Annotated in this window: 19 protein-coding genes; 2 read left to right on the top strand and 17 right to left on the bottom strand. The window is 35.9% G+C overall.

Annotated elements, in window-relative coordinates:
- The first annotated feature begins 97 nt into the window (after window positions 1-97).
- Complete coding sequence (locus MKZ17_RS01020; RefSeq protein ID WP_340721968.1) at window positions 98-526, top strand: MarR family winged helix-turn-helix transcriptional regulator; 429 nt, start codon at window positions 98-100, stop codon at window positions 524-526.
- Between the two features lie 9 nt (window positions 527-535).
- A complete protein-coding gene (locus tag MKZ17_RS01015; RefSeq protein WP_445326891.1) occupies window positions 536-1,714 on the top strand; it encodes an MFS transporter in 1,179 nt (392 codons plus the stop codon).
- Window positions 1,715-1,789: 75 nt separating this feature from the next.
- Here MKZ17_RS01015 and aac(6') read toward each other — a convergent pair whose 3' ends face one another.
- From aac(6') to MKZ17_RS00930, 17 genes are all read right to left on the bottom strand, one after another.
- Window positions 1,790-2,224 (bottom strand): aminoglycoside 6'-N-acetyltransferase, encoded by a 435-nt coding sequence (gene aac(6') / locus MKZ17_RS01010; protein ID WP_340721966.1) that lies wholly within the window; start codon window positions 2,222-2,224, stop codon window positions 1,790-1,792.
- A gap of 36 nt (window positions 2,225-2,260) precedes the next feature.
- Entirely contained in the window at window positions 2,261-2,932 is a 672-nt protein-coding gene (locus MKZ17_RS01005) for an HAD hydrolase-like protein (RefSeq protein WP_340721965.1), read from the bottom strand.
- A gap of 54 nt (window positions 2,933-2,986) precedes the next feature.
- On the bottom strand, window positions 2,987-3,529 hold the full coding sequence (locus MKZ17_RS01000) for a GNAT family N-acetyltransferase (RefSeq protein WP_340721964.1): 543 nt from the start codon (window positions 3,527-3,529) through the stop codon (window positions 2,987-2,989).
- Window positions 3,530-3,690: 161 nt separating this feature from the next.
- Window positions 3,691-4,170, bottom strand: a complete 480-nt coding sequence (locus MKZ17_RS00995) for a GNAT family N-acetyltransferase (protein ID WP_340721963.1) — start codon at window positions 4,168-4,170, stop codon at window positions 3,691-3,693.
- A 35-nt stretch (window positions 4,171-4,205) separates the two neighbouring features.
- On the bottom strand, window positions 4,206-4,775 hold the full coding sequence (locus MKZ17_RS00990) for a histidine phosphatase family protein (protein WP_340721962.1): 570 nt from the start codon (window positions 4,773-4,775) through the stop codon (window positions 4,206-4,208).
- A 16-nt stretch (window positions 4,776-4,791) separates the two neighbouring features.
- The gene (locus tag MKZ17_RS00985) at window positions 4,792-5,028 is read right to left on the bottom strand and encodes a DUF3977 family protein (RefSeq protein WP_340721961.1); all 237 of its coding nucleotides are present in this window, start codon (window positions 5,026-5,028) and stop codon (window positions 4,792-4,794) included.
- Window positions 5,025-5,564, bottom strand: a complete 540-nt coding sequence (locus MKZ17_RS00980) for a GNAT family N-acetyltransferase (protein ID WP_340721960.1) — start codon at window positions 5,562-5,564, stop codon at window positions 5,025-5,027. The genes MKZ17_RS00985 and MKZ17_RS00980 overlap by 4 nt, the downstream gene beginning before the upstream one ends.
- Before the next feature lie 92 nt (window positions 5,565-5,656).
- Entirely contained in the window at window positions 5,657-6,655 is a 999-nt protein-coding gene (locus MKZ17_RS00975; protein WP_340721959.1) for a DUF4097 family beta strand repeat-containing protein, read from the bottom strand.
- Between the two features lie 3 nt (window positions 6,656-6,658).
- On the bottom strand, window positions 6,659-6,973 hold the full coding sequence (locus tag MKZ17_RS00970) for a PadR family transcriptional regulator (RefSeq protein ID WP_340721958.1): 315 nt from the start codon (window positions 6,971-6,973) through the stop codon (window positions 6,659-6,661).
- 135 nt (window positions 6,974-7,108) lie between these two features.
- Window positions 7,109-7,864, bottom strand: a complete 756-nt coding sequence (locus tag MKZ17_RS00965; protein WP_340721957.1) for a class I SAM-dependent methyltransferase — start codon at window positions 7,862-7,864, stop codon at window positions 7,109-7,111.
- Between the two features lie 31 nt (window positions 7,865-7,895).
- On the bottom strand, window positions 7,896-8,270 hold the full coding sequence (locus tag MKZ17_RS00960; protein WP_340721956.1) for a peptidylprolyl isomerase: 375 nt from the start codon (window positions 8,268-8,270) through the stop codon (window positions 7,896-7,898).
- 93 nt (window positions 8,271-8,363) lie between these two features.
- Window positions 8,364-8,927 carry a hypothetical protein gene (locus MKZ17_RS00955; protein WP_340721955.1) on the bottom strand — a complete coding sequence of 188 codons (564 nt, stop codon included), beginning with the start codon at window positions 8,925-8,927 and terminating at the stop codon, window positions 8,364-8,366.
- Between the two features lie 223 nt (window positions 8,928-9,150).
- Window positions 9,151-9,969 (bottom strand): hypothetical protein, encoded by an 819-nt coding sequence (locus tag MKZ17_RS00950; RefSeq protein WP_340721954.1) that lies wholly within the window; start codon window positions 9,967-9,969, stop codon window positions 9,151-9,153.
- A 217-nt stretch (window positions 9,970-10,186) separates the two neighbouring features.
- Window positions 10,187-11,494, bottom strand: a complete 1,308-nt coding sequence (locus MKZ17_RS00945) for a glycoside hydrolase family 18 protein (RefSeq protein ID WP_340721953.1) — start codon at window positions 11,492-11,494, stop codon at window positions 10,187-10,189.
- A gap of 128 nt (window positions 11,495-11,622) precedes the next feature.
- Window positions 11,623-11,979: a hypothetical protein gene (locus MKZ17_RS00940; protein ID WP_340721952.1), complete on the bottom strand. Its 357-nt coding sequence runs from the start codon at window positions 11,977-11,979 to the stop codon at window positions 11,623-11,625.
- Between the two features lies 1 nt (window position 11,980).
- Window positions 11,981-12,646, bottom strand: coding sequence for a uridine kinase family protein (locus MKZ17_RS00935; protein ID WP_340721951.1), 666 nt, complete (start codon window positions 12,644-12,646; stop codon window positions 11,981-11,983).
- 35 nt (window positions 12,647-12,681) lie between these two features.
- Window positions 12,682-13,344, bottom strand: a complete 663-nt coding sequence (locus MKZ17_RS00930; RefSeq protein WP_340721950.1) for an HAD family hydrolase — start codon at window positions 13,342-13,344, stop codon at window positions 12,682-12,684.
- Window positions 13,345-13,346 lie beyond the last annotated feature (2 nt).

The following is a 13,346-nucleotide window of genomic DNA, read 5'->3' as shown; positions in this document are numbered from 1 at the left end:
AATTTAAAAAATAATTGCCTTCCCAAAAAAACAGGTCTATAATCATTTTCATGGCATTTTACTTGTCATTGACAACTATTTTCTGAGCGAGGTTCCCATGAAAATTAACAAACAACTATTTTTCGATTTGATTTTGACATTCCATCCCTTTGCACGACAATTAAATCATTTTCTAGAAACGTATGAACTACGAAGACCAGAATGGGCTATTTTTTACTATTTAATAAATGAACCACATTTGTCCCTTACTGAAGTTGGACATTTATTAAATATGGACCGTGCAAATGTGACACGCGCAATTAAATATTTAACAAAAATCGATCTTATTGAATTGCAGCCTTCTATAATCGATCGCCGAAAAAAAGAAATTTTCATTACCGAAAAGGGATATCAAGTTTATGAGGTACTGCAGCAAAAAATAACACAATTTGAAAATGAATTAGTTGAAGGGTTTTCACAGGAGGAACTTGAAATTACACAACGAACTCTTGAAACTATTCGACATCGTTTATTAGAGAAAGAGTAGGTGACTAATTTGAATGAACAAAAAGAACCGTTATGGACAAAGAACTTCGTAACGATTGCACTTATTAACTTTATTATTATCGTCATTTTTTACTTGTTAATGGTGACGATCGCTTCTTATGCAGTACAAGAATTTGATGCTTCAGCTGCACAAGCTGGTCTTGTATCGGGAATCTACATTGTAGGGGCACTTATCGGGCGACTTATTACAGGTCGCATTATTCAAAGTGTCGGTGCAAAAAAAATATTAGTAATAGGACTTACACTATTCGTCTTTACACTGCTTCTTTATTTCATCCCAGCAGGTATTACTGTTTTACTTGGCATACGTCTTTTAAATGGGATTGCGGTAGGGATTGCTTCCACAGCAACAGGTACGATTATTGCACAAATTTTACCGATGGCACGTAAAGGAGAAGGTATTGGCTACTATAGTATGAGTTCCACTCTTGGTACTGCTGTTGGACCATTTATCGGACTTTTGCTTATTCAGCAAACAACCTATTTTATCATTTTTACAATGTGTGTTGTACTAGCCGTTATTTCACTTGCTGCTTCCTTCACAACAACAATTTCTCAGCAACCAAAATTAGAGAATACTACGCAAAAAGACTTTCACATTTCACAATTTATTGATCTTAAAGCGTTGCCAATCGGTATTCTAATCATGTTATATGCACTTGGTTATGCAGGCATTTTATCATTTATTAACTTCTTTGCAGAGGAGCGAGATGTTGTAGCCGCTTCTAGCATGTTCTTCCTCGTTTATGCAATTGCACTTCTAGTAACACGTCCATTTACTGGTCGATTAATGGATGCTAAAGGCGCTAATATTGTCATGTATCCAGGTATTGTTTTATTTGGGATGGGTTTAATTTTATTAAGTACAACTCATTCTTCATTTACATTATTACTTGCAGGAGCAATTATTGGGGTCGGCTATGGCAACGTTGCTTCGACATTCCAAGCACTTGCGATTAAAGTAACAACACCTGAAAAAATGGGATTGGCGACATCAACCTATTTCATTGGTCTCGATATCGGACTTGGCTTTGGACCTTATTTCCTTGGCTACTTAGAACCAATGGTTGGCTACGGAACACTCTATTTTTCACTTGGTATTTTTATTTTCTTCTTTTTACTTTTATATTATTTTTTACATGGACGAAAAGACCATCTACTAACATAATAATAGAAAATAAAACGTTATCATTTTGAATTATCAACATGATAACGTTTTGTGATTAATGACATCTTCTTATCTTTATAGATTCTTTTTAAAACAAATAATTCGATTTGCTTCTTCAAAGCCTAACTTCAAATGCATTGCTGCACTAGCGAGATTCGTTAATTCGCAATCACTTGCAAACTCTATACAACCCTTTTCTTTTACCCAGCCTTCACAGGCCTCGACTAACTGTCGTGCAGTCCCTTTATTTCTAAATGTATCCTTTACATATAAGCCTTCTAAATAGCCGACTGGACTCGAATCAGTTCCTTCTACATAATCGTAACGCAATTGACACTGGGCAAATCCAATTGCCTCTTCTTGATCATAAGCTAACACAATAAAAGCATCTTCTTTAGAAATGAATTGCTCCATCTCCTTAATAAAATCTGATAATTCATTGTCTGGCCAAAGTAATAACGCCAATTCGGCTGCTTGTTTTGCATCCGATATATGAGCTTCCTTTAACATGGATAATCCTCCTTACAAAATTTCATCGTAAAACGGTTATACTTTATTCAACTTCAGAAGTTCACTTTTCACAATGCTTTGTAATTCTCGGAAATCTTCTATTATAAAATCTGCCGCCGCTAGCTCCTCTTCTTGGGCAAAATCAAAACGCACACCAATTGAAGTGAAACTATTATCTACGGCTGCCTTAATATCTGACGAGCGGTCCCCTATAACAAAACCACAACCAATTTGATTTTCTTGCTTAACCAAACCAACAAGCTCCGATTTATTACCTGATGCAATCAGGTCAATGCTATACACCGATTTAATCCATTGATCTAGCCTATAGTATGTAACAATCTCCTGTAAATACGCAGTTTGCCCATTACTCGCAATAAACAGCGGGTATTTTTCTGAAAGCTGCTCGAGTGTATTCGCTACCCCTTTATAGAGGGCACCCTTCCCCTGCTTAATGAGCTCAATTAACGCTTGCTGGAAAAAGCTATTACTATCATTATGCTGATCGATCGAATGCATCGGGCACAGCGCTTCCCATACAACGGATAACGGAACGCCCATTATTTCACGATATTGCTCAATCGGTGTTTCACCTTTCCATTGCCCTTTAGCTCGCAAATAATCAAATGTCGCTTCTAGTGCTGGCTCCAATATTAAATTTGTTTGAAAAAGCGTGCCATCCATATCAAAAATGATTGCCGATTTCATGAGAATTCCCCTTTTTTCAAAAAAGGACGTACTAAACATGCCCTTTTAAATACTTTATAAATTTTTGATTTGCTCCCATTCTTCGCGTAGCATACCCATACGAATCGAGTCATAGTATTTACCTTCGTAATAACGCACTTTGCGAATACGCGCTTCCATTTGCATGCCAAGCTTTTCACCAACACGAATCATCCGTACATTTCCTGACCAAGTCGTGAAGCCTACCCGTACAAGGGGCATCGTCGTGAACAGCCGATTCATCCATAACTTTAATGCAATTGTTCCTAGACCCTTCCCCCATGAATGCGCTTCATGAAAAACGATACCCATCTCTAGCCATAAAGACGGCTCATGTTCCCAATAATACGAGACAATCCCGCAAACCTTTTCTTCTACTTCAATCGCCCATATATGTTCTTGTCCTATCCACCTTTCACCGTTTGGCAAAAATTCTTCATACGTTTTTGATGTATGTGGATAGTACGGTGCATCCCATTTTTTCCACTCAGGCTGTTCTTCCTTATAAATAAGCTCCCAAAGACGTGGTAAATCTGCTTTTTCAATTGGACGAATCGTCACGTATTGTTGTGTATACATAGAGTTCCTCTTTTCAATTGTACTTTTTGTGTTCCGATTGAAAAGAACATTTACTATTACTTTTCAATCACCGTCATTGTCTGTTTCATCATCTATCACTCCCTAACAATTATTACCATTATTATACCTTCCGAAATGGAAATAACAACCTAATTAATCACTTACTTCACATGCAATACCATGCGAATTGTCTTTAATATATGGCCTGCAAAATCTTCATCAAATTCATTTACGACTTCAAATCCTTTTGCTTTATAAAACTGCTTACCAATTTCATTTTTTGATTCAACATTAATATATATTTTAGTAGGCTGGAGCTCTTTGCAGCCATGAGCAAGAAGTGCAGATCCAATGCCCCTGTTTTGCACCGCTGGATCTAAATAAATAGCGCCAAGCTCTACTTCCCCTGTTTCTTTTTTGTTAGAAAAATTTGCGAAGCCAACGATTTCCCCTTCCTGCTTCGCGATATAAAAAGGCGTCTCAGTCAATCTTTTTAGCAGCCTCTCCTCATTGTAGGCCATTGCCAAAAAATCATTTTGTACATGAAGTGGAATAATCCCTTCATATGTTGCATGCCAGCTTTTTGTTGCAATAGTTTTCACTTTTGGAATATGTAATTCAGCCATTCTAATAATTTTCATATAGTCCCTCCATATTTATGCCCACTGTTTTATCTTCAAGCTTTTAGATGATTTACCTGATTATATTCACCGACTATCCACTTTTCATGATTAAACTGCAAGTAAGATATACATGCATTTTTTAATATTGTTCTCCCTGAACCAATTGCGTTGTTTGTTAATGCAGCTAAAATTGCATTAATGACTGCACCATGGGCGACGACGATTATTTTTTTAGCTTTTTTTTGCTCATGAATAAGCGATAAGGCTTGGAAAACCCGAGTTGTTAAACGTTCCCTTGATTCTTGATTTGTATAATTTCCTTCAGGGAATTTAATCGTTCGTTCTTCTTTAGTAAGTCCTTCTGCGTCTCCGTAATGCCGTTCAATCAGTTCTCTCATTTCAATAAGAGGGACATTTAATTGTTTAGCAATAACTTCAGCTGTTTGCTTCGCCCGTAGTAACGGACTCGTAAGGACTAGTTCATAAGGAAGCTGTTTTAAAAATTCGGCACAGCAATTTGCCTGTTGTATTCCAACTTGATTTAATGGTATATCCGTATGTCCCTGTAATCTTCCTTCTTTATTCCAATCTGTCTCACCGTGTCTAACTAAACAAATTTCCATTTAACCAGTCCTTTCTTTATAAACTTTTAATCCCCAAAATCAACTTCACCGCATTTCGAGCTTTTCTTGATTTTTTCAGGCCTTCTTTTGAATCCAGAATGACGACACGTTTGCCTATCCAAACTCGTATATAACAAGATAGATATTTAATCGGTCCTACTATGCCCTTTTGTTCATATTCGGTTCCGTCTTGTTGTTCGATTTCAGTTCTTAATAGCCATCTATTTCCTACACCAAATTCAACGAACTTCAATGATTTTCCTCCTGTACAACTTTTGCAAAAATATTTACATCATGCGCCTTATCATTTTGATAAATATACTTTTTTAATACCCCTTCTTTTTCAAATCCTTGCTTCATTAATAATTGATTAGAAGCAACGTTTTCGATAAAAACAACGGCACCAATACGTGTTAGCTTCAATTCTTGAAAACCATAATCGACTACTTTTTGTAAAGCCTCTGATATATAACCCGCTCTCCAAAAATCCGGATGAATTTCATAGCCAACTTCTGCTTTTCTATGCATCGGTGACCAGAGATTAAAACCGATTGTTCCAATGATGCCTTTCGTCCCTTTCCTTTCAATGCCCCAGCGTATACCTCTTTTATGAAGAAAACCCGTTTCAAATCCTTCAATTAACTTCTTCGCTTGATCGATTGTTTCAAATGTGGGAATTCCATAATATTTCGTTACTTCATCTAATGAAAAATAAGAAAAAATATGCTCTGCATCTTCTAAAACAATTTCCCTTAAAATTAATCGTTCCGTTTCTAAAGTTGGAAACATATTATAAGCTCCTCTCAATTAGTTATTTTTAATAAAAAATAAGCCATCATTTAAAACGTTGCTGCTTTAAATAATGGCTTACTGTTTTTATATTAAACGGTTACTGCACTGCTATCTGCGACGACAATTCGTCCGTTACTTGTCTTTAATTTAATTGTATGTTCTTTTGTTCCACTTTCATAGCTAGTTGTTTTTTCATCATATATTGAAACAGACCCCCAGCTTGTATTCGTTAATATTGTAACATCTTCAAGCTTTCCAGGACTACTTAGCATAATACGCCCATTATCTGTTTTTAATTCAATTGGATGCGTCGCTTTTTCAAGTTCGGCTTCAATTCGGCCATTATCTGTTTCAAGCTCCATGTCATCTGTTGTACAATGTTCGATAACGATTCGCCCGTTATCTGTTTTTGCCTTTACATTCTGTACGTTAACATTTGATAACACTATTCGGCCATTATCCGATTCTGCTCTTACTGTTTCTCCAATTAAATTTTCCAATACAATGCGACCATTGTCTGCTTCGATATTAACATGCCTTACTTCTGCATTCATCACTTTAATCGAGCCGTTTCCGCTTGTAATTGTCATACGTTCATACTGTTTTCTTGGTAAATGCAGCACGACATTTGCACTGTTGAACGTACCTTTCACAAATATAAATAAAAAACGGAATGTTTTCTCTCTACGTCGGGCCTTCACTACAAGGGTATCATTTTCAATAACCATTGTTGCATCCGTTAAATTTTCTTTATCCTTCACTTCTATGAATGCATTCTGAGCATCTGTAGGAACAATACTAAAATTCACATCATCCACATCTGCTCGAATATGTTGATACGGCACCGCTGACTGTGCATCTGATAAGGAGATGGCATCTGTGAAATCTTTTTCATCATATGCAGCCATTAATTCTTCTGCAATTTCTTCTATACTTCCTAATGCTTCTATAATTTCCTCTGTCGTTTTTCCTTCCGCACGACCATTTTCAAAGTATTCCTCAAAGTCTCGTCGAATATCATTTCGTTCATTTTGCTGTAACTTCATTAATTGATTATCAAGTAAATCTAAAAATTGCTTTTCATTCATTTTTTATTCGCTCCCTTGAATTAATTTGTTTACACCAGTAATAAAACTTTCCCATTCTGCCTTTAAGTTCTTTAGTTCTTCAATACCTTGCTTTGTAATTTGATAATATTTCCGAGGTGGTCCTTCCGATGATTCTTTTAAATACGTTGTAAAAAAGCCATCGTTTGTAAGCCTTCGAAGTAGTGGATAAACTGATCCTTCAGAAATTTCTATTTGTGTAGAAATGGCTTGAACAAGCTCATAACCGTACATATCCTTCTTCTCTAAAAGCGACAAAACACAGAGGTTAAGTACGCCCTTTTTAAATTGTGGGTTCATAAAATCACCTCACTACTGTTTTATATACAGTAGTGTATAAAACACTATTGTTCATTGCAAGGTACTAATCGTAAAAATAATCCTAATTTTAAGAAAAATTTCTTGAAATTAGGATTACTCTTCCTCATAAACGGTTCACGGCTTCTTTCTCGCCTTCACAATAAATGTCGTCGGGAAATGACTTGCTTTATGTAATGAATAATACGTCTCTGAATAGGGAATATCCTGCCCTTTCTTCCCTTCTGAAATATCACTTTCTATTAATTCTACAAGCTCAAAGTTTGCTTTTAAAAGTGCATTGATGAAGGTTGCCATTTTATATTTTGGAATCATCATTGGAGCATCCTCACCTTTAAAGGATGTCGTTTCAATATATCCCTCTTGTTGATAAGAGCCGGTTAAATAAAATTGATGCTCCCTACATTTAATTTGTGAATAGTATGGGTGCTCCCAGCTAAATACAAATTCCCCACCCGGCTTTAAGTAGCTGTGGATTAGTTGAAAAGTTTGTGTTAAATCGTTTGACCAGCCAATCGCATAGATGGAGAACACAAGGTCAAAATAATTTTTTGGTAAACCAATTTCCTCTTCCATTGGTGCTGTAAATAGTTTGGCCTCTATTCCATTTAACGTTTGTGTCGCAATTTCTTTTTGAGCTGCTGAAAAATCAACACCCCATAGTTCAGCTGCCCCGTTTTCTTTCATATATAGGAGAGAATGACCGCTTCCAAAGCCGATTTCTAATACTTTTTTATTTGTACAGGAGCCGATCAAATGGAGCTCCTGTTCCGTTTGTGAATATGGACCATAGCTTGGCAAAGCATCTACCCCATTAAAATGCTTTGCGACGATATTCCAGCTTGTTTGATTATTTTCAATTGCTTTCTTCATTTTTTACCGGCTCCCTATCTAACGTATGTCTTTACAAACCTGTAGTAAAATTATCGAAGTGCGTAGACTTGCCATTTACTGTTACAGCAATCATTTCTTGCACAGGATCCCTCTCCAAAATATAAACATGTTGCTTCAATGGATGTTTATCTTCATCTTGTACTTCGAACTGAATAGTCAATGTACGGTCTGTAAATACAACATTGCCTGTAACTATGCCGCTCGAATGAAATACAACATAATACGAGTTTTCATCTTTATAAATTAATTGAAGAGTATTGTCTGTATTTATTGTACTTTGAACGTTTTTAGGAACATTTTCTATTTCACTAAAGCTTAATGTCGAAGAATTGCACCCTGTTAATAGAAATAAGGTAAGCAATCCTAAAAATAAAATACGCCTCATCATTCATCCTCCTTTATTAACTGCAGGGCAAATTCCCCACAAATTAGAGAGTCCTATAAGTCGAGTTGAGAAAAATAAATATCCGCCTTTCTTTTATCTCTTCCTATACTCATAAAGGTACATGCCTTTGTAAAACACCGTGAAGCCATCTTCAATCTGATCGATTTGCTCTTTACTTATACCAAATGAAAAATCTGAGTTTGGGCCACTACCAGTTTGCCCAGCATCAATTGACTCGTCTAATGCGTTTATTAGCTCAAATTCTTGCCCAGTTGAATAGCTCGTAATTGACCCGTCTGAATTTAAAATGCCATTGTATAAAAAATTCCCTCTTCGATAAGGCAAGGCATAATCTGTCGTAAAGCTAAAATACACATCATCATCTCTTCGAATGATATGTTCTAAAATAATTTTCGTGTTGTACTGTTCATCCAATACAATATTCAAATTTTTTTCCTCACCATCTCTTAGCTGAAACAATTCCTCTTCAATGTATAACTTGATTGGTTTGTTTTCCTCGATAATTTCCAGTTCATAGCCTTTAAGCTTCGAAACATTATTTAAAATTGCACGTGATGAAAAAAAGAAAGAATAAATAAAATAAATGCCACCTATTAGAACTAGTGCAATTAATAAGTTCCTTCTTAAATTTTTCAATTTACACCCCTCCACTTACCATATATAGTAAATTAAATATGTATGGTTTAAAATAGGCAATACGAATCTCTCTAAGACATATATTTACTTTCGCCATTATTAAAATTAGAAAACCACTTGAAGTTTATGAATCTCCATTCTAAAAATGACGCCAATAAGCAACATAAACTAAAAACAACCACCTGCCCAAAAATGGGTAGATGGTTGCTACGAAAGGAATTATTTACATTTCATTTATTAATTTGGCATTTGCTGGTGCAACGATTGCTTCCATTCCAGTTGCTTTATAGCTCACACGATAGTCAGCGTCTTTTTTATAATTTTTTTGTTCAAATAAAAACTCTCCGTTCTTATTTAATGACGGTGTATAAATAACATCATAATGGAATTGAATATTTGTCGCATCACTTGGCATATCCGGAGCGGGCGTAAACCCATCTGGTATTTCATCAGTTACATATCGATAACTAAAGGAAATATTATTTTCCTCTTCCTTAGTAAAAAGTTCGTACCTAAACCTTTGTGACTCATACCCATCATAATATGTTGTAAGTCTTTGCTTCTCTGTAAGTGGAAGATTCGAAATGGCATCCTTTGCTAATTGTTTAATATCCACTTTGTTCACCTCTTGCCCACCCTCATCATAAACGGTCAGCACACCATCTCCTTGATCCACTAAAAGAGCGTGCTCAAAAGGAATTGCAATAGAATTAGTTGTCAAATTCACATCATATTGTTTAGAAATAGTATTTATTTCTCTACCAGAAAGCTCATCTTGAAGCATATATTTTAACTTCCCAATCCCTAATGAAGGTGTAATAAATGCAATTACTAAACTTAACATAACAAGACCTATCTTTTTCGATACGCTTGCTTGATTTTTAATAAAAATGATCGGGATGCTTATGATTAACGTAAAGCCCACTAAATATATATGGGCAAAAAACGCAGCTAGCCCTAGCTCATCCTCTATATAATAATTGAAATACACGACATGCCCTAGTAAAAATATAACTAGCATTCGTATTAATGTATGTTTCATCTCGTTATCCTTTCTATTGAGAAGTACTAGATCTCAATACAGCTCATAACTTAGTAGGAATACTAGTTGCAAACTATTAATATATGGGAAAAATAATAACATATCTCACTCTTCCGCGCATCGATTATATAGTTAAAGCATAGGTTTAAAGAAATACGATTCCCAATTAAAATACAAAAAGACACAAAACCTTGTTAAAGATTTGTGCCTTTTGCATTTATTTTCTAATGATATTAAAATTATCTGCAAGCAATAGCCAGTTTTGTGGGAAGGGTAAGCCTAATTTCCAATAAGCAATGCCTCGAAGATTGTATCGTTTTATCAGATTAAACTTTGCTTGAATTGATCTCGCATCCTCAAACCATACGATGTGCTGAACTCCTTGCTCATTTACATAGTAAAAGTATGGTGCTTGGGCAATTAAATCATATTGAATCGCTGCATTATTTTGCTTTGCAATTTCTATAGCACGTTGAGGACTGAGTGCCTCTGCTCTAGTTTGACCTTGTATAAATGGTAACGGCCAATCATAGCCATATAAGTTTTGTCCCATCATAATTTTACTTGCAGGCATAACCGACAATGCGTAATTAACAACCTTTTCAACCTCATTAATTGGCGAAACTGCCATTGGTGGCCCTGCAATATAGCCCCATTCATAGGTCATTAACACAACAAAATCTAATATTGCACCAAGCGCTTCGTAATCATGAGCTACTTGCCATGGACCTTGCTGTGCTGAGCTCGTTTTCGGAGCTAATGCAGCAGAGACTAAAAATCCTTCAGGGTGGAATTTTTCAACAGCTTTCCTTAAAAAATCAGCATAGGCTTCTTTTTGATCTGCCGGCAACGCTTCAAAATCAAAATGTATATCCTTCACATTCCCTAACCGTTTTGCCTCGATTAGGATATTGTTTAATAGTTGTTCTTGTACCGCGCTACTTTGTAAAATATCTCTCCCTAAATTTCCACTAAAGCTACCTTCCTCTAAGTTCGTTACTACCATCGATACAACTGCTTGCGCTTGTTCAGCGATTTGCGGAATTGTACCAGACGGAGGGGGCTTTAATGTCCCATCACGTCTTGCTTCATAGCTAAATAAAGCTAAATACGTTAAAAATGGGCTTGCTTCCATTGCTTGGTTGAGCACTGCCTCACTTACTGTAGTACCTCGTGGCTCAATATAAGCAAGTGATTCCGCACTAGCTTTCATTAGAGGAGGGATATACAGCCTTAACCCAATCGGTAAAATTTGATTTGGATTTAAATTATTAATTTGCGCTAACGTTAAGTAATTTATATGGAATCGTTGCCCGATTAACCATAGGCTATCCCCTGGTTGCACCATATAAAAGCTCCCATAAATCGGTATAACAAGCGCTTGACCAACGACAAGTCGATTCGGATCAGGAATTTGATTTGCTTCTACAATATCTTCAACTGACGTGCCATATGCATGCGCAATTACCCACAAAGACTCTCCCGGCGACACTACGTGTATTTGAATAGCCTTTCCTCCTATCATCTACAATCCCTACAGTTTATGATGATGATTAAAGAGACATGTTAATGTAGGTGGAAATTTCTATTCTTTCATAGCATGAGGCTGCCATCTAGTAAGTTATTTCCCTTCATAACATTCTCCTTCTAACTTCAAATTTCGATCCTCACTTGCATATCCATCCAATAAGGTGGATTATTGGGAGCAATGAGATGGGAATGGCGACTAATTGTAACTTTTGCGTTTGACAATGGGAATGTGCCTTCTTTATTGCTAAATATATAATTCAAATCTACCGAATAATATTTATATTTTGCGTCTTCCATATAACAAGACACTTCATCTGCCTTTAATGCATCTATTCCAAACGACTGTAAAAAAGCTATAAGCCCTTTGTTTTTAACTATATTGTCTGCATAAAAACGACAGTGATCACAGATACAAAAGTCAGTACTACCGATTTTTGGTTTTTTTGCATACAGTTGCTCATTTAATTCTAGAATACTCATTTTACATTTCTTCCTTACTTAGATTCAGATCCATCTTCTCTATCACAATCCCTTCATTCGTAGTATTTATGACAACATCAAATTGTTCCCTATAGGGGTGCATAAAAACTTCATATTGAATGCGCCGTTCTTCATGAGACTGACGTAAATAGTCGATATTCATACCGCGCTCGTTAGTATCACGTTCTGATCTTCGTTTAAATTCTGTATCTCCATCTGTATAAAAGTAAATTGTAATATCAAAATACTTTGGCTGAAGGAAAGCAACACTCATACCTTCTACAATTGTTAACTGGTTTTGTGCAGAGATGAGCGTTCTTTCCAAATACGGCACATCTATCGTATAAAAATCTACACCCTCTCTTATCATACGTACATCTCTTTCTAACGATGGTAAATGGTGTGCACCAGGGTGGCAGGCGGTCATTTTAAATGAATGGGGTTCATTTTCATATGTATACTGAATAATCGTTTTTTTACGAATTGTCGAATCTACGATATATGGATCGGTGTTAATATAATTTACTTTATGTGGCTCAAATTGCTCAATCAGCTCTGACACAAATGTCGTTTTACCTGCAGCACCATGCCCTGAAACGCCGATTATGACTGGCTTTTCTGACTTGAAAACCCACTCCCTTATATTTTTTGTAAGTTGCTCTAGCATTTCGTAATCCCCCATTTCTTCTCTTTCTCCTAAAACTAACGCCAGCCTTCAATAATAATTGGTAGCTCCAGTAGGTCCTGAACAATCGCATCTGCTTCTACATTGTCCCATTGAAAATCTTTTTTCCAGACAGCTTTCATTCCCACATTTCGAGCAGCCTTCACATCATTTTCAGGATGATCGCCAATAAAAACACATTCATTCGCTACAAGATTTAGCTTATTTAATGCTCGATGAAAGATTTGTGGGTCAGGCTTTTTCATCCCTTCCCATTCGGACACTATAATTGTGTCAAAATATTTTTCAATTCCTAATGCCCTCACATTATCCATTTGAAATTGTCCATAGCCGTTCGTAATCATTCCTAAAACAATCCCACTATTTATCAATTGCTCTAGCATCAAAATTAAATTAGGGAATGGAACACAGCTATTTTTAAATTTATTCAAATAATCTGCAAGTAACTGCTCCGATGTGATGGTTGTCATGTGAAATTCATCCACTAGTTGCTTATATACTTTATCTTTCCACACATACCCTCGTTGATCTAAATGAATAAAACGTGACGTAAATGTTTCTTTTGGAATATGATTTAGTTGTTCAATTAACCGATCATATTGCGTTTCAATGAAATGCTTAACAGACTCATCTCGATTTAACAACGTACCATCTAAATCAAATAAAACAGCTTTTATCATTT

The sequence above is a fragment of the Solibacillus sp. FSL R7-0682 genome (assembly GCF_038005985.1).
Classification (GTDB): domain Bacteria; phylum Bacillota; class Bacilli; order Bacillales_A; family Planococcaceae; genus Solibacillus.
The sequence above is the reverse complement of the archived record's forward strand: the minus strand, read 5'-3'. Positions and strand labels throughout refer to the sequence as shown.

Bases quoted from the DNA above. Each gene is read 5' to 3' on its own strand.
- MKZ17_RS00990 (WP_340721962.1), bottom strand. From the start codon at position 4,775: ATGGAAATTTGTTTAGTTAGACACGGTGAGACAGATTGGAATAAAGAA.
- MKZ17_RS00945 (WP_340721953.1), bottom strand. From the start codon at position 11,494: ATGATAGGAGGAAAGGCTATTCAAATACACGTAGTGTCGCCGGGAGAG.
- MKZ17_RS00930 (WP_340721950.1), bottom strand. From the start codon at position 13,344: ATGATAAAAGCTGTTTTATTTGATTTAGATGGTACGTTGTTAAATCGA.
- MKZ17_RS00970 (WP_340721958.1), bottom strand. From the start codon at position 6,973: ATGAACCCACAATTTAAAAAGGGCGTACTTAACCTCTGTGTTTTGTCG.
- MKZ17_RS00995 (WP_340721963.1), bottom strand. From the start codon at position 4,170: ATGAAAATTATTAGAATGGCTGAATTACATATTCCAAAAGTGAAAACT.
- MKZ17_RS00975 (WP_340721959.1), bottom strand. From the start codon at position 6,655: ATGAATGAAAAGCAATTTTTAGATTTACTTGATAATCAATTAATGAAG.
- MKZ17_RS00940 (WP_340721952.1), bottom strand. From the start codon at position 11,979: ATGAGTATTCTAGAATTAAATGAGCAACTGTATGCAAAAAAACCAAAA.
- MKZ17_RS00965 (WP_340721957.1), bottom strand. From the start codon at position 7,864: ATGAAGAAAGCAATTGAAAATAATCAAACAAGCTGGAATATCGTCGCA.
- MKZ17_RS00950 (WP_340721954.1), bottom strand. From the start codon at position 9,969: ATGAAACATACATTAATACGAATGCTAGTTATATTTTTACTAGGGCAT.
- MKZ17_RS00960 (WP_340721956.1), bottom strand. From the start codon at position 8,270: ATGAGGCGTATTTTATTTTTAGGATTGCTTACCTTATTTCTATTAACA.
- MKZ17_RS00980 (WP_340721960.1), bottom strand. From the start codon at position 5,564: ATGTTTCCAACTTTAGAAACGGAACGATTAATTTTAAGGGAAATTGTT.
- MKZ17_RS01020 (WP_340721968.1), top strand. From the start codon at position 98: ATGAAAATTAACAAACAACTATTTTTCGATTTGATTTTGACATTCCAT.
- MKZ17_RS01000 (WP_340721964.1), bottom strand. From the start codon at position 3,529: ATGTATACACAACAATACGTGACGATTCGTCCAATTGAAAAAGCAGAT.
- MKZ17_RS01005 (WP_340721965.1), bottom strand. From the start codon at position 2,932: ATGAAATCGGCAATCATTTTTGATATGGATGGCACGCTTTTTCAAACA.
- MKZ17_RS00935 (WP_340721951.1), bottom strand. From the start codon at position 12,646: ATGCTAGAGCAACTTACAAAAAATATAAGGGAGTGGGTTTTCAAGTCA.